Source organism: Desulforhopalus sp. (assembly GCA_030247675.1).
Classification (GTDB): domain Bacteria; phylum Desulfobacterota; class Desulfobulbia; order Desulfobulbales; family Desulfocapsaceae; genus Desulforhopalus_A.
This window is the reverse complement of record JAOTRX010000008.1, coordinates 38,915-61,701: the sequence shown is the minus strand read 5'-3', so window position 1 is coordinate 61,701 and position 22,787 is coordinate 38,915. Positions and strand designations below refer to the sequence as shown.

Annotated in this window: 22 protein-coding genes and 1 tRNA gene; 16 read left to right on the top strand and 7 right to left on the bottom strand. The window is 49.7% G+C overall.

Annotation, left to right across the window (positions count from 1 at the left end):
* Positions 1 to 99: 99 nt before the first annotated feature.
* From argJ to OEL83_16435, 7 genes are all read left to right on the top strand, one after another.
* Complete coding sequence (argJ, locus tag OEL83_16465) at positions 100 to 1,284, top strand: bifunctional glutamate N-acetyltransferase/amino-acid acetyltransferase ArgJ (protein MDK9708637.1); 1,185 nt, start codon at positions 100 to 102, stop codon at positions 1,282 to 1,284.
* A gap of 42 nt (positions 1,285 to 1,326) precedes the next feature.
* Positions 1,327 to 1,839 carry a histidine phosphatase family protein gene (locus OEL83_16460; GenBank protein MDK9708636.1) on the top strand — a complete coding sequence of 171 codons (513 nt, stop codon included), beginning with the start codon at positions 1,327 to 1,329 and terminating at the stop codon, positions 1,837 to 1,839.
* Positions 1,840 to 1,930: 91 nt separating this feature from the next.
* Entirely contained in the window at positions 1,931 to 2,137 is a 207-nt protein-coding gene (locus OEL83_16455; protein MDK9708635.1) for a uracil-DNA glycosylase, read from the top strand.
* A gap of 29 nt (positions 2,138 to 2,166) precedes the next feature.
* On the top strand, positions 2,167 to 3,159 hold the full coding sequence (locus tag OEL83_16450; GenBank protein MDK9708634.1) for a hypothetical protein: 993 nt from the start codon (positions 2,167 to 2,169) through the stop codon (positions 3,157 to 3,159).
* 11 nt (positions 3,160 to 3,170) lie between these two features.
* Positions 3,171 to 4,445 (top strand): valine--pyruvate transaminase, encoded by a 1,275-nt coding sequence (locus OEL83_16445; GenBank protein MDK9708633.1) that lies wholly within the window; start codon positions 3,171 to 3,173, stop codon positions 4,443 to 4,445.
* A 26-nt stretch (positions 4,446 to 4,471) separates the two neighbouring features.
* Positions 4,472 to 6,355, top strand: coding sequence for a hypothetical protein (locus OEL83_16440; protein MDK9708632.1), 1,884 nt, complete (start codon positions 4,472 to 4,474; stop codon positions 6,353 to 6,355).
* Positions 6,356 to 6,464: 109 nt separating this feature from the next.
* Positions 6,465 to 6,884, top strand: a complete 420-nt coding sequence (locus OEL83_16435) for a DUF4177 domain-containing protein (GenBank protein MDK9708631.1) — start codon at positions 6,465 to 6,467, stop codon at positions 6,882 to 6,884.
* Between the two features lie 61 nt (positions 6,885 to 6,945).
* Here OEL83_16435 and feoB read toward each other — a convergent pair whose 3' ends face one another.
* From feoB to OEL83_16405, 6 genes are all read right to left on the bottom strand, one after another.
* The gene (feoB, locus tag OEL83_16430) at positions 6,946 to 9,153 is read right to left on the bottom strand and encodes a ferrous iron transport protein B (GenBank protein MDK9708630.1); all 2,208 of its coding nucleotides are present in this window, start codon (positions 9,151 to 9,153) and stop codon (positions 6,946 to 6,948) included.
* A 70-nt stretch (positions 9,154 to 9,223) separates the two neighbouring features.
* Positions 9,224 to 9,457, bottom strand: a complete 234-nt coding sequence (locus OEL83_16425) for a ferrous iron transport protein A (GenBank protein MDK9708629.1) — start codon at positions 9,455 to 9,457, stop codon at positions 9,224 to 9,226.
* 938 nt (positions 9,458 to 10,395) lie between these two features.
* The gene (locus OEL83_16420) at positions 10,396 to 10,635 is read right to left on the bottom strand and encodes a ferrous iron transport protein A (protein ID MDK9708628.1); all 240 of its coding nucleotides are present in this window, start codon (positions 10,633 to 10,635) and stop codon (positions 10,396 to 10,398) included.
* Positions 10,636 to 10,700: 65 nt separating this feature from the next.
* Positions 10,701 to 12,389, bottom strand: coding sequence for a glutamine--tRNA ligase/YqeY domain fusion protein (locus OEL83_16415; GenBank protein MDK9708627.1), 1,689 nt, complete (start codon positions 12,387 to 12,389; stop codon positions 10,701 to 10,703).
* Between the two features lie 29 nt (positions 12,390 to 12,418).
* On the bottom strand, positions 12,419 to 13,903 hold the full coding sequence (gene gltX / locus OEL83_16410) for a glutamate--tRNA ligase (protein ID MDK9708626.1): 1,485 nt from the start codon (positions 13,901 to 13,903) through the stop codon (positions 12,419 to 12,421).
* Between the two features lie 161 nt (positions 13,904 to 14,064).
* Positions 14,065 to 14,274: a hypothetical protein gene (locus OEL83_16405; protein ID MDK9708625.1), complete on the bottom strand. Its 210-nt coding sequence runs from the start codon at positions 14,272 to 14,274 to the stop codon at positions 14,065 to 14,067.
* A gap of 131 nt (positions 14,275 to 14,405) precedes the next feature.
* Here OEL83_16405 and serA point away from each other — a divergent pair, with 131 nt between their 5' ends.
* Both serA and OEL83_16395 read left to right on the top strand, forming a co-directional pair.
* A complete protein-coding gene (serA, locus tag OEL83_16400) occupies positions 14,406 to 15,998 on the top strand; it encodes a phosphoglycerate dehydrogenase (protein MDK9708624.1) in 1,593 nt (530 codons plus the stop codon).
* A gap of 271 nt (positions 15,999 to 16,269) precedes the next feature.
* Positions 16,270 to 16,599 carry a DUF1844 domain-containing protein gene (locus OEL83_16395; GenBank protein MDK9708623.1) on the top strand — a complete coding sequence of 110 codons (330 nt, stop codon included), beginning with the start codon at positions 16,270 to 16,272 and terminating at the stop codon, positions 16,597 to 16,599.
* A gap of 132 nt (positions 16,600 to 16,731) precedes the next feature.
* Here the strand turns inward: OEL83_16395 and OEL83_16390 are convergent, their stop codons facing one another.
* Positions 16,732 to 17,106: a hypothetical protein gene (locus OEL83_16390; GenBank protein MDK9708622.1), complete on the bottom strand. Its 375-nt coding sequence runs from the start codon at positions 17,104 to 17,106 to the stop codon at positions 16,732 to 16,734.
* A 392-nt stretch (positions 17,107 to 17,498) separates the two neighbouring features.
* Between OEL83_16390 and OEL83_16385 the strand changes: the two genes are divergently transcribed.
* The 7 genes from OEL83_16385 to coaE all read left to right on the top strand — a co-directional run bounded on the left by OEL83_16385 (position 17,499) and on the right by coaE (position 22,405).
* A tRNA-Gln gene (locus OEL83_16385) sits at positions 17,499 to 17,573 on the top strand.
* Between the two features lie 42 nt (positions 17,574 to 17,615).
* Positions 17,616 to 18,557, top strand: a complete 942-nt coding sequence (locus OEL83_16380; protein MDK9708621.1) for a ribose-phosphate pyrophosphokinase — start codon at positions 17,616 to 17,618, stop codon at positions 18,555 to 18,557.
* Between the two features lie 107 nt (positions 18,558 to 18,664).
* Positions 18,665 to 19,237 (top strand): 50S ribosomal protein L25, encoded by a 573-nt coding sequence (locus OEL83_16375; protein MDK9708620.1) that lies wholly within the window; start codon positions 18,665 to 18,667, stop codon positions 19,235 to 19,237.
* 145 nt (positions 19,238 to 19,382) lie between these two features.
* Positions 19,383 to 19,976: an aminoacyl-tRNA hydrolase gene (pth, locus tag OEL83_16370; GenBank protein ID MDK9708619.1), complete on the top strand. Its 594-nt coding sequence runs from the start codon at positions 19,383 to 19,385 to the stop codon at positions 19,974 to 19,976.
* A gap of 312 nt (positions 19,977 to 20,288) precedes the next feature.
* Positions 20,289 to 20,768, top strand: coding sequence for a CarD family transcriptional regulator (locus tag OEL83_16365; protein MDK9708618.1), 480 nt, complete (start codon positions 20,289 to 20,291; stop codon positions 20,766 to 20,768).
* Between the two features lie 54 nt (positions 20,769 to 20,822).
* Entirely contained in the window at positions 20,823 to 21,806 is a 984-nt protein-coding gene (locus OEL83_16360; protein MDK9708617.1) for an RluA family pseudouridine synthase, read from the top strand.
* Positions 21,803 to 22,405: a dephospho-CoA kinase gene (coaE, locus tag OEL83_16355; protein ID MDK9708616.1), complete on the top strand. Its 603-nt coding sequence runs from the start codon at positions 21,803 to 21,805 to the stop codon at positions 22,403 to 22,405. The genes OEL83_16360 and coaE overlap by 4 nt, the downstream gene beginning before the upstream one ends.
* The last annotated feature ends 382 nt before the right edge of the window (positions 22,406 to 22,787 follow it).

The following is a 22,787-nucleotide window of genomic DNA, read 5'->3' as shown; positions in this document are numbered from 1 at the left end:
ACCTGGAAAGTGAAGAGGGAAAGGGCTCGGTGGAGGTATTAGAGTGGGAGAATGGGTCCATTCTTCCCCATGATTTCTGTCATCTAAGGATTTTTTCACATGAACATCAAAGGTTTTTCATTTTCCGCCGTTGAGGCTGGTATTCGTTACGCCAACAGGCTCGATCTCGGACTTATCTATAGCGATATTCCCTGTGTAACCGCCGGGGTATTCACCACCAGCCAGGTCAAGGCCGCACCGCTTGTCCTCGACCGGGAACGGCTGAAAACCGGCCAGGCCCAGGCGATTCTCGTCAACAGCGGTTGCGCCAACGCCTGTACCGGTGAGAAGGGCATGGAGGCCGCTCGCGCAACCAGCCAATGGGTTGCCGACAAGCTTGGTATCCCGGAGGCCATGGTCCAGCTGGCGTCAACCGGAGTAATTGGTGAACACCTCAATCTACCGGCCTTCGAGCAGGGTATTCCGCGTCTTGTCGAGGGCCTGGCAAGCGATGCCTTTGACAAGGTTGCGCGGGCGATAATGACCACCGACACGGTCATGAAAACCGCCGAAGCAAGGGTCACTATAGGTGAAAAAACTATCAAAATCATTGGGATGGCCAAGGGGGCGGGGATGATCATGCCCAATATGGCGACCATGCTCGCCTTTGTTATGACCGATGCCCGCATTAATTTCCCCGAACTGCACAAGTCACTGGTAAAAGGGGTCGAACGGACCTTTAACCGCATCACCGTCGACGGCGATACCAGCACCAATGACATGGTATTGGTCATGGCCAACGGTACGGCGGACAATCCGTGGATTGACGGCGATTCCGAGGCCGATCGGCAGGTCTTTCAGGATGGTCTGGAACATGTTCTGAAGGATCTTGCCCTGCAGATCATCAGCGACGGCGAGGGGGCTACCAAGACCATCACCATCAGGGTCAGCGGTGCCAAAGAGGAAGATCAGGCCGAGCAGATTGCCAGAACTGTCGCCACATCGAGTTTGGTGAAGACGGCCTTTTTTGGTGAAGACGCCAACTGGGGCAGGATTATGGCGGCCATGGGCCGCTCCGGGGTAAAATTCTCTCCCGATCGGGTAGATCTTGCCTTTGGCGACGTGACCATCGTTAAAAACGGTCTGGCCCTCGGCAAGGATGTCGAGGCGGCGGCGACGCGGGTGCTCAAGGAAAAACAGATCACGGTGGACATTGATTTACATGACGGCAAGGCCAGCGCCGAGGTATGGACCTGCGATTTTTCCATCGATTATGTAAAGATAAACGCTGATTATCGCTCCTGAATTTCGGTTTCCCCAGAAAAACGAAGGGAAAGGGAGGCAGCAATGAAGCGCTTGTATTTGATCCGCCATGCCAAGTCGAGCTGGTCCGATCCGGGGCTTGATGATTATCATCGGCCCCTCAATCATCGCGGCAAAACCGATGGTGCGGCAATGGCGAGACGACTTGCCGCCGCAGCAATCAAACCGGACCTGATAGTTGCCAGTTCGGCCACCCGGGCGAAAAAAACCGCTCGACTTATGGCGGAGGGAACCGGTTACGACAAGGAAGCCATCCGCTACGATGAGAGTTTGTATTTGGGAGCGTTTTCCTACCATTGTCGGCTGATTGAAAGTCTGCTCAAACAGGCCGATGTCCTTTTTCTGGTTGGTCATAACAACACCATCACCGAATTGGCTGAGCATCTTTCCGGTCGCGCCCTCGGCAATGTGCCGACCTGTGGCATTGTTGCGCTGGAGTATGCCGGTGCAGGAGGTTTCTCCGATGCCGCCGGGGCCGGTAAACTCATCCATTTCTGGTTTCCGAAGGATCACGGCGGTGCCGAGAAGAGAATATAAAGCTGAGTTGAGCAGCTTGCCTGCTCAAATGAAACGTATGTCCTTGTGGCAAAAACAAGATGAAATGGCAGATCTTTGTAGGTTTTAGGCAATGGCGGTAATTTTTCCGAACTGTTTGCTCTGTATCCATTATTTTATTACCCACGACCCGGAGAAGCCTTACGGCTGTCGGGCCTTGCGGTTTAAGAGCCGGACAATTCCCTCGCGGGTGGTCTTCGAATCATCGGGGATGAATTGCCAGCTGTTTGCGGGCAAGAAGCGACAGAAGGATGGTTCGGGGAATTCGCGGGTGGCATAGTCCTGATGATTGGTTCTTTGTGGTGTACGATGAACGATTGGTATCAACAGAATAAGGGAAGGGCAAAGGAGTTTGCCGTCTCCCTCTGCCGGGAGACCTGGCTTACCAGCTGGGAACTCATCCGTATCACCGTGCCGGTGGTCATCGTCACCAAGATCCTCGACGAACTCGGACTCATCTCTCTTTTCAGCATCGTCTTAGAGCCAGTGATGGGTTTTATTGGGCTGCCCGGTGCCCTCGGCCTGGTGTGGGCCACGGCCATGATGACCAGTTTATACGGTGGTATCGCTGTGTTCGCGGCTCTGGTCTCGGGCCTTACCCTCACCGGAGCCCAGGTAACCGTCCTGTGCTCTGCCATGCTTATTGCCCATTCCCTGCCTGTGGAATTGAGTGTCAGCAAACGTGCCGGGGCCGCCCTTTTGCCGATTGCCTGTATTCGCCTGCTGGGCGCGGTTGTCTACTGTTTTCTGTTGAATCGCCTCTGCTTGGCATTTGACATCTGGCAGGAGCCGGCCAAACTCCTTTTTAAGATTACCGCCCAGGACGGCGATCTTCTGCAATGGGGGCTCGATCAGCTGCAGAACCAGGGCTTGATCGTTGCCGCTATCTTTCTTATTATCCTCGGCATGCGGTTGTTGCGGGCGATCGGCGTCCTCGATTTATTAGAGAAAATGCTGGCCCCGGTTCTGCCGTATTTCGGGATGAGCCGGAAGGCCGCGCCGATCACCGTTGTCGGTATGATCATGGGCATCGGCTATGGCGGGGCACTGATAATCCGGGAGACGAATACCGGGAAACTGGGCAGAGAAGAGGTCTTCAACTCGATGGCCCTGATGGGGCTTTGTCACGGTTTGGTCGAGGATACCCTGATCATGGCGGCGATCGGCGGCAAATTTGGGGGGATTTTGTGGGGGAGGATTGTCTTTTCCCTGATCGTTACCTACCTGCTGGTCAGGGGGCTGCAGTTTTTATTCGACAGACGGACGCGGCAGCACGCTGACGGCCGTCAGGCACCATTATAATTGGCCAACTTATGGAATTTACACAATTCGGCAATAAGATGACCGGTAATGCCGGGATCCTTTCCTTGATGGATGACCTGGGCAAGGCAACTGCCCCCGGCAGCAGGCCGGTTATCATGATGGGCGGCGGCAATCCCGGGCAGGTGCCGGAGTTTCAGGAAAGAATGCGCCGGGAACTTCTGGCAATTGGCGCGGACCAGCAGAGTTTTCAACAACTCATCAGTGGCTATGCTCCGCCGCAGGGGGAAAAGGGTTTTGTCGACGGCCTGGCGGCTCTTCTGAAAAAAGAGCATGGTTGGGATGTTGGGCCGGAAAATATCTGCTTGACCAATGGCAGCCAGACCGCCTTTTTTATGCTCTTTAACCTTTTTGCCGGGATATTTCCCGACGGACGCAAGAAGAAGATTTGTCTGCCTTTGGCGCCTGAGTATATTGGCTATGCCGACCTTGGTCTGGCGGAAGACATGTTTGTTTCGACCCGGCCGGAAATTGAGCTGCAGGATGAGCGGTTCTTTAAATATCATATTGATTTTAATAAATTAAAGATCGGTAATGATATCGGGGCAATCTGTATTTCCCGGCCAACCAATCCCACCGGCAATGTGGTAACCGATGGGGAGGTGGCCCGCCTTGTTGCCCTGGCCGCTGAGAAAAACATTCCTCTGATCATCGACAGCGCCTATGGACTGCCTTTTCCCGGCATGGTGTATGTCGGAGCGCAACCGGTCTGGAACGAAAATCTCATCCTGTGTTTGTCCCTTTCGAAGCTTGGCCTGCCCTCTCTGCGAACCGGGATTGTTGTGGCTCACAAGAAGGTTGTCGAGGCCTTGACGGCGATGAACGCCATCATGTCACTGACACCAACCAGTTTTGGTGCGGTTCTCGCCCGGAATCTGATTGCCCGGCAAGAAATCACCGACCTGTGCCGGCAGTACATCCAACCCTTTTACCAGGGAAAAATGGAAAAGGCGGTCGCCGCGGTTGGTGAGCAATTCGCCGGCATCCCTTGTCGCGTTCACAAGCCGGAGGGGGCGATGTTTTTATGGCTGTGGTTTGAAGGGCTGCCGATAACCAGCCTGGAGCTGTACCAGCTGCTCAAAAAGGCCGGGGTCCTGGTGGTCTCGGGCCACTATTTCTTCCCGGGTCTTGCCGAAGACTGGCAACATAAAAACGAATGCATCCGGGTGACCTATTCACAAAGCGATGACGATATACAACGCGGCTTGGCGATTATCGCCGGAGTAGTGCGGCGAATTTACACGGAGCATGGTGGCAAGAAGGTGTAATTCGATATTTTAGATGGAGAAACCCATTGACGAAGAAAGCGTATTTACGGGGAGTCTTGTTGTCTCTGGTGGTGTGTCTGCTGCCCGGTCAGGGACTAGGCGAGTGTTTGCAGGGAGACTGTCGCACCGGCAAAGGTGTCTTAGTGACCGGCGATGGTCGGCGTTATGAAGGGGAATTTAAGAACGGCCTTGCCAACGGCACGGGAACACTGGCTCTCCCCGATGGAACGCACTATACCGGAGAATTTCGTGACGGCAAATTTCATGGCGTAGGACGCTTGAAGGGTCAGGATGGACGGCGCTATCAGGGGCAGTTCCAAGACAATGTCATCCACGGTCAAGGTACCCTGGAAAGGCCCGACGGCTCACAGTATATGGGTGATTTCAGCTTCGGACGGTTTCATGGTAAGGGGATTCTGTTCTTCCCTGATGGCCGTGAGTACCAGGGCGATTTCCGTAATGACATCATCGATGGCCGTGGCAAACTCATCTATCCCGATGGCACCTGGTATGAAGGGGTGTTGCATGATGGGAAGCCGGACGAGAAGGGCACCAAAAAATATCTCGACGGTTCGACCTATGTCGGCGAGGTAAAAGGCACCCGTCGCCATGGTAAGGGTGTCCTTGAGATGCCCAGTGGTGAGCGTTATGAAGGGTCGTTTGTCGATGACAAATATCACGGTGAGGGTACCTTGAAATACCGTGACGGCCGCATATATAAAGGCGAATTTAAAGGCGGGGAATACAACGGTAACGGCACCCTCCAGTATCCCGATGGCTCGCGGTATCAGGGCGGTTTTAGCGCCGGTCTTTTCCAGGGGGAAGGGGTGCAGGAGTACCCCGACGGGACGGTATATAAGGGGGAATTCGCGGCAGGAAAAAGGAGCGGTCGCGGCGAATTACGTAATGCCGATGGATCAAACTATAAAGGTGATTTCCTTGACAATAAGATGCATGGTCAGGGGAAGCTGGTTTATAGCGATGGCAAGAAATTTTCCGGGAAGTTTGTCGATGGTGAACCTCAGTTGCCAAAGGCTGAACAGGTTGCGCCAAAGACTGAACAGAGTGCACCAAAGGCCGAACAGGTTGTGAAAAAGGATGAGAAAGCCCCCGAGGTGACAAAGGCACCTGAGGCAAAGGTTCCGGTCGTTCAAGTTGCTCCTGTTGCTCCTCCAGTTCCTGTTGATGCCCAAGCTGCAACCGCCAAGGCTGCCAAACCGGAGAAGGTGCCGGCAACGGTAAGCGCAAGCGAGCCCCCTCCGCCGGCAGTCGCAGCTAAAGGGTCTCAAGGCTATGTTCTCAAAGACGGTCTGGTTTATGAGGGTAAGGGCGGCGCTCTTGTAGAGGGCACAGCTCAGGTAATCTTCCCGGACGGCCGGGAGTATCGCGGCCAGTTTGCTAAGGGGCTGATGCACGGGTCAGGCAAGCTGGACTTTGCCGGCGGTGACCATTATGATGGCAAGATGGAAGGTGGTCAGATTCATGGCTACGGGACTTACCGCTACAAGGATGGCAGGGAATATAAGGGTGAGTTTGTTAAAGGAAAAAAACATGGTAATGGGGTCTTTACCTACCCCGACGGCACCCGCTATGCCGGTGAATTCAAGGATGACCTGTATTCAGGCAGCGGAGAATACCACTTTGCCGATGGCAGCCGCTATAAGGGCAATTATGTGAATGGCAGCTTCAATGGTCAGGGGGAACTCGTCTATTCCGATGGCAGCATTTATAAGGGTGAGTTCAATAATGATTTACCCCATGGCCAGGGTGTTCTTACCTCTACTGATGGGAGTAGGTATGAAGGGTCATTCAAACTCGGCCGCCGCGATGGGCAAGGTCGTCTTGTTCGTGGTGATGGACGAATTTTTGAAGGTGTTTTTGAGAATGACAAACTACTCGAAAAGCAATGATAAAAGCCGGGTTGTACAGCTTTTCTCCTCAGACGAAACGTACGCCCTTGCGGAAAAAGGCAGTGGCTTATCGAGAAAGAGTCGGCAGGTATAATTTAAGGATGTAACTATGCGGTGGAGCTATAAAACAGTACATTACGAGTTAAAGAAGGAAGGATTGTTGGGCAGTGCGTTTCTTGATGAATCGGAAGTGGAGTTGTCCCTGAACGAATACGGTAAGGCGGGGTGGGAGCTTGTTTCGATTCTCGAGACCCAAGATGGGCTTATCGCCATATTCAAGCAGCCACTTGGTGTTGACTGTCAGGCAGAGGACGACGAAGAAGACGAGCGTCAATATGTGGTCGTCAAGCGCCAACAAGATGATCTTGAGCCGCCCCAATATTCGAGGAAAAATATCAAAAAACCGGTACTGAGAGAGTCACCAATTGAGCCGGTTGACGACTATGAGATTGTCGTTGACGAGCCGGTGCGGGAGGTAAAAAAATCTCCGCCGGTCGAAAATGATATCGGGGCGATTCGCATCGAATAGGATAAGACGAATAAAACCGTATCTCTCTGTCGTGCAATTGCCCCAATTATTGTCGGCCTTCCTAGCCGAGATTGAAAAACATACCGATCTGAAATACTGCGACCGCCATGGCGAAGGCAAAAACCGTGTTGAAGGTCATTGAAAACGCGGCCCATTTCCACGACGCCTCCTTGGCGATACAGACCAAGGTAACAAAACAGGGTGAGTAAAACATTATAAAGACCAAGGCCGCAACCGCCACCACCCTGTTCCAGTTGCTATCATCTTTCAGGCGGTCGCCAAGAGATTGTGATTCTTCCACCTCAACCTTACCCATGGAATAGGCCGTTCCAAGCGTTGAGACAATGACCTCCTTTGCGGCAAAGCCGCCGATGAGAGCTATGTCCGTGCGCCAGTCAAATCCTGCTAGTCTGGACACGGGCTCCATGCTGGTACCGAGGGTTCCTGCTACCGAGTGGCGCAGGGCTGCCTCGGCTTTTTCGTTACTGATGGTGGCCAGTTTTTCCTGAAGAGCCTTAGCTCGTTCAGATAAAGGCTCGGCATCTTTCTCCAGTTCTGCAACAATCGCCGGCTCGGTGGCGGTTAGTATCTCCTGGCGTTTCAGGTCAAAGGTCTTGGCTGCATCCTCGGGCAGACTGGGAAAGGTCATCATTGCCCACAATAGAATGGAGATACCGAGGATAACGGTGCCGGCTTTTTTGATATACTGATAGGTGCGTTCCCAGGTGTGGATAAACAGGCCGCGCATGGTCGGAAAGCGGTAGGGTGGCAACTCCATGACAAAAGGGGTTGGGGTACCCTTGAGGACGGTCGAGCGCAGCAGCTTTGCTGCCAGCAACGCCACAATCCAAGCAAGCATTGTGAAGAAAAACATGTAATTAGCCTTGTTCTCGCCGAAAAATGTGCCAATCAGCAGGGCAACCACTGGGAGCTTTGCCCCGCAATTCATAAAGGGGACGGTGAGGAGGGTGGCCATTCGTTCCTTCGGCGAGCGGAGTGTTCGCGTGGCCATGACGCCTGGGACCGCACAACCACCGGCAATGCCACCGGAGACAATAAATGGCATGACTGAGGAACCGTGCAGGCCGAAGATCCTAAAAATCCTGTCCATCATAAAGGCAACACGGGCGAGGTATCCGGAGTCCTCAAGAATGGCAATGCCGAAAAACATAAACATGATCAATGGCACAAATCCGAGAACGCCACCTACGCCATCAATCATCCCGGAAATGATCAGGGATTTCAGGACGCCATCCGGAAGGCTTTTGTCGACAAAATCACCAAGCCAGCTGAAGGCATTGGCAAGCCAGGTGACGGGCAGCTCACTCCAGCTGAAGGTGAATTGGTACAGGGCAAAAAGGATCGCCAGCATCAGTACTGGTCCGACCAGTCGGTTGGTGAGAACCTTGTCGATCTTGTCGGAGGTGTATAGCCGGTCGGCGTCGAATTTTCGGCTGATTACCCCCTGGCGAAGGAGCGATTTGATGTACCCATATCGATGATCAGCGATGATTGCCTCGGGATACACATCAAGAGTCCGGCGGGTGTGTTCAGTGGTTTTGTCAACAAGCTGTTGCAGAATTTGAGCGGTTTCCGGGGCGAGCTCCATTCCTTTTGCTTGTATTTGTTCATCATTTTCCAGGTACTTGATGGCAGTATACCGGGCATGATAGGTCTCGGTCATCAGTGACTTGGCGGTAATTATTTCGATCAACTCGACGAGGGCGGAATCGAGGTCGTCGCCGTAGGAAATATTCAAAGGATTCCACTCTTGGCCTTCTGAGGCCACCTGCATTGCAGCTTCGAGCAGAGCTTCCTTGCCGAATCCGGAGCGGGCGATTATCGGTATGACAGGGACCTGGAGATGTTTTTCTAAGGCTGCCGCGTTGATTTCAATACCCCTTGCCTCAGCAACATCCATCATATTCAAGGCCACCACCAGGGGGGCACCGAGTTCAAGGAGCTGACAGGTGAGATAGAGATTGCGCTCAAGATTCGAGGCATCAACGATATTGATGACCACCTGTGGCCGGTTATAAACCAGGTAATCCCTTGCCACCAATTCTTCGGCGGAATAGGCGGTCATAGAGTAGGTTCCTGGGAGGTCGGTGATTATGACGGCCTTGTTTTTGAATTGCAGGTGGCCTTCTTTGTGGTCAACGGTGATGCCCGGATAATTACCGACGTGTTGTCTGGCCCCGGTTAATTGGTTGAAAAGGGTGGTTTTTCCGGCATTTGGATTGCCCGCAAGGGCCATTTTTATTTGCATGGGTGTTCGTGTTCGCTATGTATAATGAAATGATAATATGAAAAGAGCAGGGTAAGGAAAGGGATGCTAACTATTCGGTATCGACGAGAATATGATCTGCTTCACTGTTGCGCAGAGTAATCGTGCTGTCCTGTATTCTGATGGCTACAGGGTCGTGGAGCGGAGCTCGGCCACAAATGGTGATTCGCGTTCCCGGTACGAGACCCATTTCGCGAAGCCGTCTTCCGAGTTCCCCTCCGACATCAATCGTCTTGACAATACCGTGCTGATTTTTGTGCATTTGCCGTAAGCAGAGAGTATTCATCGGTGGTCCTTTGGTAAATTATCAAGTGACTATTCGCATTTGGTTGAGCAACCGGAGGAGGAAGAGCATGAACAACACCCTTGGCCACAGGAAACCTGCGCGTTTTTATCAAGGGCCATCCTCCAGCTCCGGTAAAATCTGCGCCCGGTGAAGAAGGCACTTATCGAAATTATTATCCAGAGTATTATTGTTTCAATCATTTTCTTGCCCTTGCAGTTTAGTTAGTGTGCCCTAACATGATTGGCCAAAAAATAAGCCCGATTCCGGACTTAGGATCAAAATTATACGCTTGTTACTAAGATATTTTCTGAGACATCCGCGTCAAGACTGATTGTGCCGCCATTGACCTTGAGAACACAACGACTTCCCTTCCCAGGACAGATAAGATCGGCCTCGATCCCAGGATAGACCCCCATAGCCGCAATCCGACTGCAAATCCTCCTGTCTCCAGTCACTTTGCAAATTTTAACCCGGCCAGCTTCGCCCTTTATCGAGAGAGGAGAAACCGAACCGGTGCATTGCTGGCCCCGACCGAAACAACACCGTATCGCATCCGCTAAACAGCGCACATTGAATTTCTCAGTATCTTGTCTCATCGGTTTCTCCATAGGATAACTCTTTAGGTACTCCAAACAATAATATCAGTCAACAGGTATTTCAATGACTCGAAATATTATTAGGTGGTTCTAACAAATCGGTGTGGTTATCGAAAATTGCAGGAGGATTTAAATAAGGTAAAATGTCCCTGCAGTGCGGGGGCTGGGCTCATTGGAAGGAGGGGAAACAGCAAGAAGATTAAAAAAACAAGAAAATCAAGAATGTTCTCAGCGGCTTATAGTGTTGCATCGATGATGAATTTTTATAAAGCTGAGTTGAGCAGAGTGCCTGCTCAAACGATACTTCTGCCATTGCGGAATAAATAGAGATGCGGCTTATCGTCAAGGGTCTTTAATCTCCACCATTATATAATCCGCTTCATTGTTGCGCAGGGTGAGGGTGCTGTCCATGACCCTGAGTGCAACCGGGTCATTAAGCGGGGCTCTGCCCTGCACAGTGATTTCTGTGCCGGGAACAAGGCCCATCTCCCGAATGCGTCGGCCGAGTTCGCCTCCCACCTTGATTGCTTTAATGATGCCGGATTGTTTTTTTGCCATCAGTCGCATATTGATGATCGGCATATTCAATTACCTTGAGATCCTGAATGAGGTTTTGAGGAAAATTTTCGGTGGGCTGGGCCTCATACCTATTTAGTAATGTTTTCCCAGGAATCCTTCAGGGTCACAGTCCTGTTGAATATTGGTCTGCCGGCTTTTGATTCAACGGGGTCGGCGCAGAAATATCCCAAGCGCTCGAACTGAACCTGGTCACCGGGGTGCATTGCCAAAATACTCGGCTCGGCCATTGCGTTATCGACGACGACCTTCGATTCTGGATTGAGTTGGTCAAGAAAATCTATGTTTTTATCGGCTTCCGGGTCCTCCACTTTGAAAAGCCGGTCGTACAGCCGGACAGGCACCGGCACTGCCTTTTCTGCCGAAACCCAATGGATAGTCCCTTTTACCTTGCGTCCGTCAGGCGCGGACCCGCCTCTGGTCTCCGGGTCGTAGGTGCAATGGATTTCGATAATTTTCCCGGTGTTTGGATCAGTTATGTGAGACACATAGCTTACCAGATAGGCAAAGCGCAAACGAACCTCACGACCGGGTCCCAAGCGATGGTATTTTTTCGGGGGGTCTTCCAGAAAATCATCTCGTTCAATATACACTTCACGGCTAAAGGGCACGGTGCGTTCTCCCATTTCCGGGATCTGAGGATGGTTTTTTGCAACCATCTCTTCGATTTGTCCCTCTGGGTAATTATCAATAATCACCTTTACCGGATCGAGTACACACATGCGGCGCGGGGCGTTGACATTAAGATCGTTGCGGATCTCATTTTCGAGAACCCCCATGTCGATACGGCTTTCACTTTTGCCGATACCGATGGACTTGCAAAAATTGCGTAGCGATGCCGGGGTGTATCCACGACGGCGGAGGCCGGAAATGGTGAGCATCCGCGGATCGTCCCAGCCGCTGACATAATTGCCCATGACCATCTTGAGGAGTTTACGTTTGCTCATCACCGTGTAGCTGAGGTTGAGCCTGGCGAATTCAATCTGTCGTGGGTGGCATGGGGTGTTGAGGGTGTCCAGCACCCAGTCGTACAGGGGGCGATGATCCTCAAACTCCAGGGTACAGAGGGAATGGGTGATTTTTTCCAGCATGTCGGAAATACAGTGGGTGTAATCGTACATGGGGTAAATTACCCAGGTGTCGCCGGTGCGGTGATGGTGGTCTTTCAGAATTCTGTAGATGACCGGATCCCGCATATTCAGGTTTGGTGAGGCCATGTCAATCTTGGCGCGCAGCACGTGGCTTCCTTCGGCAAATTCACCATTTTTCATGCGTTCGAATAAATCGAGGTTTTCTGCAACACCGCGGTTGCGATACGGACTCTCTTTGCCGGGTTCGGTGAGGGTGCCGCGATATTCCCGTATTTCATCGGGGGACAACTGGCAAACATAGGCCTTGCCCATTTTGATGAGAGTTACGGCAAATTCATAGAGCTGCGGAAAGTAGTCTGAGGCGTAGAGCGCCTCCTTGCCCCACTGGAAACCGAGCCATTGTACGTCTTCTTTGATGGATTCAACGTAGCTCACATCTTCTTTGCTGGGGTTCGTGTCGTCGAAGCGCAGGTTGCAGATACCGCCGGTTTCCTCGGCGATGCCAAAGTTCAGGCAGATCGATTTGGCATGACCGATGTGCAGAAAACCATTAGGCTCCGGTGGGAATCGTGTAATACTTTGCTGGTGTTTGCCGGATTGCAGGTCGTCGGCGATTATCTGGCGGATAAAGTCGAGTGGTCGGTTCTCAGATTCTTCTTGCAGGTCCATGATGAAAGTCCCGTTTGTTTATGGAGCGTTCAATTTGCCTTAAAAAATTTTCCAACATCCCGTAGCCGTCGGATTATCCTGTCTCTGCCTATCGCCAGAACCACGTCAAACATCGACGGGCCGGCAAGTTGTCCGGTAACTACGGTGCGCATGGCGTTGATCAGGATGCCGGGTTTGATCGATAATTCTTCGGCAAGTTCCCGGGCGACCCGTTCCGTCTCCTCCAGGGTAAATTCGCCGAGTTTTTCGAACCTGACGGCGAGCTCCGGCAACCATGTTTGCAGTTCCGGGAATTTCAGTACATTCTTTTCGAGAGGTTTGGGGTCGATCATGTAGTCATCGGCAAAGTAGGCCCGGCCCAGGGAGGTAAAATCCTTCAGGGTATGGAAACGTTCCCTGATAAGTCCCAAGGTGTCGAGATACCAGCTTTTCCGATCGGAATCGTAGCTCTCTTGCCAGAGATTTTCGGACTCAAGTTCTTTTTTGACCATCTTGCCGATTTCATTGATATCCATGGTTCGGAGATAGTGCTCATTGATGTGCAATGCCTTGGGATCGGTAATGAATTTCGGATCATCTCTTTTAAAATTGAAAATAGCACTGGATTTGTTGATCCGCTCAAGGGAGAAATCCCGGATAAGTTCTTCTTTCGAAAAAATCTCCTGATCGTTGCCGGCTGACCATCCCAATAGGGCAAGAAAATTATTGAAGGCCCAAGGGATAAAACCGTTGTCCCGGTAGAACTGTACAGCAACGATCTCTCCATGACTGCGTTTGGAGATTTTTGCTTTTTTGGTATCGAGGGTGAGCGGCATATGGCCAAAGACCGGCAGTGGTATCTCAAGTGCTTCGTAGAGCAGGACCTGCTTGAGGGTGTTGGTCATATGATCCTGCCCTCTGATAATATGGGTTATACGGTCCCGGATGTCGTCGACCACATTGCAGAGAAGATACAAGGGTTTTCCGTTTGAACGTACGATGACAAAGTCATCGACTTCTGAGTAGGCGGACTCTATCCGGCCCATGATTTTATCGTCGTATCCCAGCAGCCCATTACGATCAGGTACCTTGAAGCGGATGACGGAGGGGACTCCGGCGGCCTCTTTTGCCGCTACCTCATCAGGCATAAGATTGCGGCAGGTTCGGTCATATCCCAAAGGTTTTTTTGCAGCGAGGGCAGCTTCACGTTTTGCGTCGAGGTCTTCCTTGGTGCAAAAACACTTGTAGGCGCAACCTTTCTCCAATAATTTCTGCGCGGCGGCCGTGTGGTCCTCCTCGAAATCAGTCTGAAAATACGGTCCCTCATCGAAATCGATACCGAGCCATTCCAGGCCTTCGATAATGCCATTGATTGAAGATTCGGTGGAGCGGTCAGCATCGGTGTCTTCTATGCGAAGAATCAGCTTGCCACCGGTTTTCTTTGCGTACAGCCAATTATACAGCGCGGTTCTCGCGCCTCCGATGTGCAGGTAGCCGGTGGGGCTCGGTGGAAAGCGCAAACGCGTTTCAGTCATAATATGCTACTCCTCGAAGACGCCACTTTTGGGGCGGTCAGAACAATGGAAAACGGGTTTTTTAATGATTGTTATCTCACTCCTGAGAGTAAGTTGTATGCTTCTACAACGCAAGTATTATGCTTCCAATGACTTGCCGGCAGTTATATATCTTCTTCCAGCTAAATGCACAACATTATTGCTGTTGAGGTTTCTTCTGCCATGGGTAAGCGGGCAATCCCCCTTGCAAAAAATGCTTCAAAAACCGTGCTGACGCTTTTGAGTAAATAAGTAAAAGATTTGCCGAATGGGGTCAATAAGTCCCTTGGGAAGGCTGGTAAATGCAGATTTTTTGGTTGTTCAATGATGGGGAAGTTTGTATAGTTTTTCATTTATTATTGAGAAGTTGTTGCTTGTTTTTCTCTATAGAGGGCAATGAGAGGGCGGTTGGTGTATTCCCCTGGAAGGGGAGCACCTGAGAAGTGCGAGGAGCTGTCGCAATGAATTTTACGGGGGAAATGAAATGAAAGTGCTTGTGAGTGACAATTTGTCTCAGATCGGGATAGACGTTATGAAAAAAGCCGGTCTGGAAGTTGATGTGAAAACCGGTTTGGCCCCGGAAGAATTGAAGAAAATTATTGGTGATTACGATGGATTGGCGATTCGCAGCGCCACTCGTGTCACTGCCGATATTCTTGAGGCTGCCCATAAACTGAAGGTAGTCGGTCGAGCCGGTATTGGTCTTGACAATGTTGATATTCCTGCCGCGAGCCAGAAGGGCATCGTGGTGATGAACGCCCCTGACGGCAATGCAACGACCGCGGCGGAACACGCGATTTCCATGATGATGTCTTTGTCTCGTAACATTCCGCAAGCCTGTAAATCGATGAAGGAAGGGAAGTGGGAAAAGAAAAAATTCATGGGCCGGGAGATAACCGGCAAAACCTTCGGCGTTATTGGTATTGGCAGGATTGGCTCGATAGCGGCAAGTCGTGCCCAGGGCTTGCGAATGAAAACTATCGCCTATGATCCCCATATGCCGAAAGAGATGGCCGAAAAGATCGGTGTTGAACTGGTGAGTTTGGTTGATCTGGCAAAGCGTTCTGATTATATCTCTGTGCATGTACCTCTGACTCAAGAAACGAAGAACGTTGTTTCTACCGAATTTTTCGAGAACATGAAGCCTGAGGCCATGTTCATTGACTGTGCTCGCGGGGGAGTCTGCGATGAAGCAGCCCTTTATGACGCATTGGTAAATAAGAAGATTGCCGGGGCTGCTCTTGATGTCTTTGCAAAAGAGCCGACGAATTTGGAAAACTGTCCCCTGCTCGGGTTGGATAATTTTATTTGTACTCCTCATCTTGGTGCTTCAACAAATGAAGCGCAAGAAAACGTGGCACTGATTATTGCCGAACAGATTGCTGACTATTTGCTTAAGGGGTCGGTGACCAATGCCGTCAACGTTCCGTCGGTAAGTGACGATGTTCTGGCTCAGGTTGGGCCGTATCTCACCTTGGGTGAGAAACTCGGTTGTCTCCATATGCAAATCGCCAAAGGTGGCGTGGCGGAGGTAAACATTGAGTACAGCGGTGCCTTGGCTGAGATGAATACCAATCCCATTACTGTTGCATTTCTAAAAGGGCTTTTCTCACCAATCCTTAAAGATGCGGTGAATTATGTCAATGCGCCGATTATTGCCAGGGATCGTGGTATTCGGGTAATTGAGTCGAAGAGCGACAGATCCGATGATTTTATCAACACCCTGACGATCAAGGTAACAACCAAGGAAGGTGAGAATACCCTGATTGGCACGGTATTCGGGCGCAATGAGCCCCGGCTTGTCAGGCTGAATTCCTTCCGGCTGGAAGCGATGATCTCCGGACCTATGCTGCTGGTCTACAATAATGACGTTCCCGGGGTAATTGGCGCATTGGGTACTACCTTGGGAGCTGGTGGAGCGAATATCTCCCGTATGACGGTAGGCCGTGAGGAAAAAAGCAATCAAAATATCATTCTTCTTAGTACCGATGAGCTTGTTTCCAGGGAGTTGCTGCTTAAGGTTAAGGCCTTGGCGAACATTAACAACGCCCAGATTCTTGATCTGACGACCGTTTAAAGGTTGTACCAAGAATTGAAAAGCAGTTTTGATGTTATACTGAGAGGATATAAGTTTCGTTGGAGCAGACTAGTCGTCCAACTCAGCTTTATATCTCGGCAGCATAGTTTCGCTGTGCTGCCTCTTGGTTTTGGCGCTGAGAAAGGAACAAAGCTAATGTGTTGTTGGGCTTGAATAATTTTCCTTTGTAGGGGCGTTCTGTTGAAGATCTTTTAGAAGAAGTTACTTCAGGCAATCGAAGATGTAAGTGACGTGACAAGGAATACGAATTATGAGCGATGCTGATAAGATGGTGGGAAGTGAGTGTGGGTGCGGAGAGGGAAAAGTTCCCAACAAGGAGGGGAGATGCGTAATGCCGGAGGTAACATTTCCAGCGTTTGTAATGTCTCTCAATACGTCAGCGCTGTATCATCTCGGCGAAATCGCTGATCCGCAAACTGGAAAGAGGGTGATTGAACCAGATCTTGCCAGGCATGCGATAGATACATTGATGCTGATTCAGGACAAGACAAAAGGGAATTTGACCCCGGATGAGGCAGAGCTGCTGAAAAATATTCTTTATGACATCAAGATTCGCTTTGTCAAAGTAGTAAGAAAATAGCTGCAGCCAATGGTCTCCCAGACTCGTACAATTACGCTCCAGGCCCCCGCGAAAATAAACCTGTTTCTCCGTGTTGTTGGCCGAAGGCCTGATGGCTACCATGATCTAGAGACCTGGATGCAGAAACTGCAGCTATTTGATACCGTCACCATGGAGATACTTCCGGGTGAGGCTGGTGAGGTTGTGTTTTCTTGCTCCAGTCTTCACGTCCCAGCTGATGAGACCAATCTGGCAGTGCGTGCCGCGAAAGCCTATTTTGCAGCAAGCGAGAAAGGGAAAAATTGCGGGGTCAGAATCCATTTGAAAAAAAAGATACCGGTTGCAGCCGGTCTTGGTGGGGGGAGTAGCGATGCCGGCACGGTTTTGCGCGGGTTGAACTCCATCTTTAATAATGAGTTCAGTGACGAGAGTCTGGTGGATCTTGCCCGCTCTCTGGGCGCCGATGTGCCGTTTTTTGCAGTTGACTATGATGCTGTATTTGCTCGGGGTATTGGAGACATACTGCATCCTGTTCCCTCCATCGATGATTGCTCTTTTATATTGGTTAATCCCAATATTTTCGTGTCGACATCCTGGGTTTTTCAAAATTTAATATTGACAAGACTTTCGAAAAACTCTAAGCTGTCATGCTTTCAAAAGCACGAAACTGTTTCCTTGTCCCTGTCGGAGATGTACAACGATCTTGAGCAGGTGACATGTGCAAAGTATCCGGAAATTGATCGAATCAAAGGGGCTCTCTTGGCAGCAGGGGCATCGAAGGTGTTGATGTCCGGGAGTGGGCCGACGGTGTTCGGGATTTATCCAGATTCCAGTTCGTCGAGTTGTCCAGATTTTGAACGTATTGTTGGTGGGTTGCGTCAGGAATACGGTGAGAGAGTATATTTGTTAAGAGCGTGCACTGGGGCGTCGCCAAGCGGTAAGGCACCGGGTTTTGATCCCGGCATCCGTAGGTTCGAATCCTTCCGCCCCAGCCATCACTAACATACGGTATCCGGTTATCCCCGAGTGCATAAAACATGGTACGAGACTTAAAAATTTTCTCAGGCAATGCCCACAGGCAATTGGCGGAAGAAATTGCTGGCCATTTGAATATTCCACTGAGCAAGGCAGATCTGCGTAAGTTCAGTGACGGAGAAATTTTTGTTGAGCTAAAAGAAAATGTCCGGGGCACTGATGTCTTTCTGATCCAGCCCACATGCACTCCGGTTAATGATCATCTGATGGAGTTGGTGATCATGGTTGATGCGCTGCGTCGCGCATCGGCAAGAAGGATTACCGCCGTAGTCCCTTACTACGGATATGCACGTCAGGATCGGAAGAATGCTCCGCGTGTCCCCATTTCAGCCAAGGTCGTAGCCGAGATGTTTATGGCCGTTGGAGTTCGCCGTGTACTGTGTATGGATCTGCATGCCGGACAAATCCAAGGTTTTTTTAATATTCCCGTTGATCATCTTTTCGCGGCTCCGGTGATTCTCAAATATATCAAACAAAACTTTGGCGAAGATGTCATTATGGTTTCTCCGGACGCCGGCGGGGTCGAGAGAACCCGGGCTTTTGCCAAAAGATTGGATTCCGGTTTGGCGATTATCGATAAGCGCCGAGATAAACCCAACGAATGCCAGGCAATGCACGTAATCGGCGATGTCCGTGGAAAGACTGCAATTTTGATGGACGACATGGTCGATACAGCCGGAACTCTTTGTGCAGGCGCAGAAACCCTTATGGAGAATGGCGCAAAAGAGGTTCATGCGTGTTGCTCGCATCCGGTGCTGTCCGGCCCGGCAATCGAAAGAATCAATGCCTCGCGTTTAAAATCGCTCGTCGTAACCAATTCAATACCCCTTCGAGGGGAAGCGTTAAAGTGCGAGAAAATTAAGGTCCTGTCGGTTTCCCGGTTGCTTGCGGAGGCGATTAGCAGGATCCACAATGAAGATTCCGTCAGTTCGTTGTTTGTTTGATTTGGATAGTTTGTTTAATTGATATTTATATAATATAGCTAGTTATAATATTCTGCTCAGTCGCTTCTCAAGCGAGTAAATAACGACTGTCTGGCAAAGGAGGATCTATGTATCAGGTTGAAATGTCCGCATCTGTAAGAAATGCTTCTGGGAAGGGACCCATGCGGCAGCTTCGTTTGAAGGGTATTACACCCGCAGTTGTATATGGTGGTGGTGGAGAGGCTCTGAAATTACAGCTTGAGACCAAGTCGCTGATGGCAAAACTCCTTGAGTTCTATAGGAAGAATACTGTAGTCACATTGAAAATTGACGGGGCTTCAGACAAGTGTGTGATGGTCGGTGAGGTGCAGACCGATCCTGTTCGTGACACCTTGATTCATGTTGACTTCTGTGAAATTGACCTTCAAAAGGAAAGGTCGTTCACGGTACCGGTCATCTTTAACGGAGTAGCTAAGGGAGTCGATCTTGGGGGGGACATGATCATAAACCATGACAAGGTCGTTCTCGAAGGAAAACCGCTTGATATCCCAGATGAATGCCTTGTAGATGTTAGTCCTCTTGGTATTGGTGAAAACATCAAATGCGGTGAAATAGCCGTTCCCGCAAATGTGAGAATGGTAACAGATGCAGAGTCCCTTGCTGTCAGCATTTTGAAGCCTGGACAGAAGGCTGCTGCCTGATATGGTGTCATGAATAGTATTTGCAGATAACACGCTCAGTAATTTTTAACTGAGAGTAAGTTGCTCCCCAATAGAGGTGGAGTATGAAAGGTTCGGAAAAGGTTTCTTTTTCGAACCTTTTTTTATTTATTAGAAGAGAATCTTTATGGAAGGAAATGACTATTTGGTAGCCGGACTTGGCAATCCTGGAGAACAGTACAGATTTAACCGGCACAATGTCGGGTTTCAGGTAATTAATGAACTTGCTACGAGGTTGGGGAGTACAATATTTCAGGAAAAATGGAATGCCTTCTCAACAAGTTTACAAATGAGCGGGAAAAAGATTCATCTCGTTAAACCAAATACTTTTATGAATCTGAGCGGTAGAGCGGTAGCCCAATATTACCGGTTCTTTAAATTGTCGCCTGACCGTTTGTTGGTGATTCATGACGATCTTGATATGACTTGTGGACGCATTAAGCTCGTAAAAGGTGGAGGTACTGGCGGCCATAACGGTATAAAGTCTCTGGTTGAATGTCTAGGAACAAAGGATTTTTATCGTTTGAAGGTTGGCATAGGAAGGCCCGGCAAGGGGGATGTGCCTTTGGAGATCCCGGTAGAGAGATATGTGCTCAGTGACTTCAGTGAAACTGAAATGGCATTTATAAGTATCAGATATTCTACGATTGAAGAAGGTGTGGCGCTATTCTTTCAGGAAAAGGCCGATTTGGCGATGGGGCTTCTGAATGCGTTAAAGTGAAATCTTAGATGCTTAAATTCTTTTGTTCATTCCAATCCTTGGATGTGTGTATATCTGTGCTGGAATGGATCGTTGGGAAAAAATAAGGCAATTATTCTTAGAATAGGTTATAGTAAAAGTGTACAGTGCTTGAAAATACTGATGGATCAGTATCACCCGCTGCAGCAAAAATATCAATTACAGCCGGAATGAAGAAAAACTTCTTTACAATCCGGTGCGTTCCCTTGTTCGGTAAAGCTTTTGCAGTGTCTTGTATTTCAGCTATTATTGTGTTTGGCCTTATGCAAGGCGCTTTGTTAAAAGGAGAAACCTGTGTTTTCTGAAGGTGATATGGCTGTCTATCCAGCTCATGGTGTTGGTGTAATTAAGGCCGTCGAAACGAAGAAAATCGGTGGAATTGACCAATCTTTCTATATTTTGGAAATTCTTGATAACAGCATGAGAATTATGATACCCACCGCGAGCAGTAAAAACGTTGGGTTGCGTGCCATTGTCGGGAAGAGTGAGGTGAGTAATGTCTTCGATATATTGGCGGATCGATCTGTCGCATTGGGTACCCAGACGTGGAACAGGCGATATCGTGATTATATGGAGAAAATTAAAACCGGTTCAGTCCATGAAGTTGCCGTTGTGTTAAGAGATCTCTTCCTCCTCAGTGTTGATAAGGATTTAAGTTATGGCGAAAGAAAAATGCTTGATACCGCAAAAAACCTTCTCGTCAAAGAGCTATCATTAGCGCAGGATACCGAGGAAGCTGCTGTCAGCAAGACCATCGATGCACTTTTTTCATAGACTACTTGCTGTAGCGGACTCAGTTCTTCATTTTTGCCTTTAGAAGTAGTCAATATGGAATGTGAAATTCCAGGCCGGGAACCTGCATCGCCCCTGGGCAATTCCTTTCAAATAACAATCGAAGCATCAGATGCTGGAATGCGCCTTGACCAATTTCTTGCTCTGACCAATCCTTCGCTCTCAAGGTCGGTTTTTTCCAGTTCAATTCGTAACGGGAGTATCCTTGTCGATGCGATGTGCCGCAAGGCGAGTTATCGCCTCAAAGAAGGAGAGATTGTCAGTGGAGCTATTGAGCAACAGGAAATGCCTGGCATTATTCCGCAACCTGTTGATTTTTCCATTATATTCGAGGACGAATTCTTTCTGATTATCTCAAAACCTCCTGGAATTGTTGTGCATCCGGGAAGTGGCAATTCAGAGGGGACCCTTGTCAATGGTCTGGTTCATTACTGCGAGTCGATTGCAGCGATAGGTGATGGCCTGAGGCCCGGTATTGTTCACAGGTTGGATAAGGATACGTCTGGAATTATGCTTGTTGCCAAACAAGATTCTGTCCATCGCAAGTTGGTGGATGACTTCAAAAACCGGCGAATTACCAAAGAGTATCTAGCAATTCTTCATGGAACACTCAAAGAAAAGAGCGGGAGAATGGTCGCGCCTATTGGTCGACATCCGGTTCATCGCCAAAAGATGGCAATCAACGAGAGTAGTGGCAGATATGCCGTTAGCAACTGGCAGGTTTTGGAAGAATTTTCGTCAAAATTCAGCCTTGTTAAGCTGGTTATAGAAACCGGTAGAACGCATCAAATTCGAGTTCATATGGCAAGTCTCGGCTGTCCTGTCGCCGGTGATGGAGTTTATGGCGGTAACCGTAATAACAGTGCCTTTCCACGGCAGCTCCTCCACGCATCGAGACTGGTTTTTTATCATCCCGTAAATGGTCAGCTGTTAGACCATAGGGCCGAGCTTTGGCCTGATTTTACATTTTGTTTGGAAGAGCTCAGGGGCAATCAGACAATAGGGGCAACAATGAAATGAATATTGCCGTGACTGGTGGGCTGGGATCGGGCAAAAGTACGGCCGGTCGTATCCTCGCTGTCGCGATGGCAGCTGAGCATATAGATACCGACGAACTTTGCCGGCAACAGATGCAGCCTGGAAATCCCGGCTTCGAGCGATTTCTACAAGTGTTCGGCACGCGATATCTCAATGTCGATGGTACCCTGAACAGAATGCTTCTTCGGCAGGCTGTCTTTTCCGATAGTGGAGTGAAAGAGCAACTTGAGGCGATTCTTCATCCTCTTGTTCGAAAACAGGTGGCGGATCGATACACACATTGCCGTGAGGTTGAACGCGATCTGGTGGTGGAGGTGCCGCTTCTTTTTGAAGTAGGGTGGCAGCATGATTTTGCCGTCTGGGTGGTTGTATATGTTCCTGAGGTTCTTTGCGTGCAGCGCGTGTCGCTCAGGGATGGAATGACCGTGGATGAGATTTACAGGGTCTTTGCTACTCAGTTACCCCTGGCGGAAAAACTTGCGGCGGCCCATTTTGTTATTGATAATGGCGGAACTTTTGTTAGTACTGTCCAGCAGATTGCTTGGCTCGGGAAAAAACTCATAGCCAAGAAAAATGCTTAGGAATGTCTCCGTGACAGGCTAAAAAGCTTGACAGTGGAAGCGTGAATACGTATAAGGGAAGCGATGATTTGAAAACTCAATCCCTGTCTTTACCGAATCATTTCTTTGAATCCTGTTTGTTACATACCGCTGTGATAGTATCTTCCGGAAGAACGTTCTCGGGCCGTCCGCAGATGTCAAACGTTTGATTCGTAGCAGATCTGGTCATTTATCCCATTCTATAGATAATATCTGGTAGACACACAGCACGTAGTAGGTCGTATCGAAGTCATAATTTGATTATCGTGGCCGTGGATCTTACCCAGGCGTTTCCTGCAATGTTTAGTCTTGACAGCAAATTTGTATACACACCGATGCCATGGCGCGTAGCCTGACGACATTC

What these genes read in the sequence shown, in the direction of transcription:
- argJ (MDK9708637.1), top strand. Translation starts at nt 100, where the DNA reads ATGAACATCAAAGGTTTTTCATTTTCCGCCGTTGAGGCTGGTATTCGT.
- OEL83_16460 (MDK9708636.1), top strand. Translation starts at nt 1,327, where the DNA reads ATGAAGCGCTTGTATTTGATCCGCCATGCCAAGTCGAGCTGGTCCGAT.
- OEL83_16455 (MDK9708635.1), top strand. Translation starts at nt 1,931, where the DNA reads ATGGCGGTAATTTTTCCGAACTGTTTGCTCTGTATCCATTATTTTATT.
- OEL83_16450 (MDK9708634.1), top strand. Translation starts at nt 2,167, where the DNA reads ATGAACGATTGGTATCAACAGAATAAGGGAAGGGCAAAGGAGTTTGCC.
- OEL83_16445 (MDK9708633.1), top strand. Translation starts at nt 3,171, where the DNA reads ATGGAATTTACACAATTCGGCAATAAGATGACCGGTAATGCCGGGATC.
- OEL83_16435 (MDK9708631.1), top strand. Translation starts at nt 6,465, where the DNA reads ATGCGGTGGAGCTATAAAACAGTACATTACGAGTTAAAGAAGGAAGGA.
- feoB (MDK9708630.1), bottom strand. Translation starts at nt 9,153, where the DNA reads ATGCAAATAAAAATGGCCCTTGCGGGCAATCCAAATGCCGGAAAAACC.
- OEL83_16425 (MDK9708629.1), bottom strand. Translation starts at nt 9,457, where the DNA reads ATGAATACTCTCTGCTTACGGCAAATGCACAAAAATCAGCACGGTATT.
- OEL83_16420 (MDK9708628.1), bottom strand. Translation starts at nt 10,635, where the DNA reads ATGCCGATCATCAATATGCGACTGATGGCAAAAAAACAATCCGGCATC.
- OEL83_16415 (MDK9708627.1), bottom strand. Translation starts at nt 12,389, where the DNA reads ATGGACCTGCAAGAAGAATCTGAGAACCGACCACTCGACTTTATCCGC.
- gltX (MDK9708626.1), bottom strand. Translation starts at nt 13,903, where the DNA reads ATGACTGAAACGCGTTTGCGCTTTCCACCGAGCCCCACCGGCTACCTG.
- OEL83_16405 (MDK9708625.1), bottom strand. Translation starts at nt 14,274, where the DNA reads ATGAAAAACTATACAAACTTCCCCATCATTGAACAACCAAAAAATCTG.
- serA (MDK9708624.1), top strand. Translation starts at nt 14,406, where the DNA reads ATGAAAGTGCTTGTGAGTGACAATTTGTCTCAGATCGGGATAGACGTT.
- OEL83_16395 (MDK9708623.1), top strand. Translation starts at nt 16,270, where the DNA reads ATGAGCGATGCTGATAAGATGGTGGGAAGTGAGTGTGGGTGCGGAGAG.
- OEL83_16390 (MDK9708622.1), bottom strand. Translation starts at nt 17,106, where the DNA reads ATGCAGTATGTCTCCAATACCCCGAGCAAATACAGCATCATAGTCAAC.
- OEL83_16380 (MDK9708621.1), top strand. Translation starts at nt 17,616, where the DNA reads ATGGTACGAGACTTAAAAATTTTCTCAGGCAATGCCCACAGGCAATTG.
- OEL83_16375 (MDK9708620.1), top strand. Translation starts at nt 18,665, where the DNA reads ATGTATCAGGTTGAAATGTCCGCATCTGTAAGAAATGCTTCTGGGAAG.
- pth (MDK9708619.1), top strand. Translation starts at nt 19,383, where the DNA reads ATGGAAGGAAATGACTATTTGGTAGCCGGACTTGGCAATCCTGGAGAA.
- OEL83_16360 (MDK9708617.1), top strand. Translation starts at nt 20,823, where the DNA reads ATGGAATGTGAAATTCCAGGCCGGGAACCTGCATCGCCCCTGGGCAAT.
- coaE (MDK9708616.1), top strand. Translation starts at nt 21,803, where the DNA reads ATGAATATTGCCGTGACTGGTGGGCTGGGATCGGGCAAAAGTACGGCC.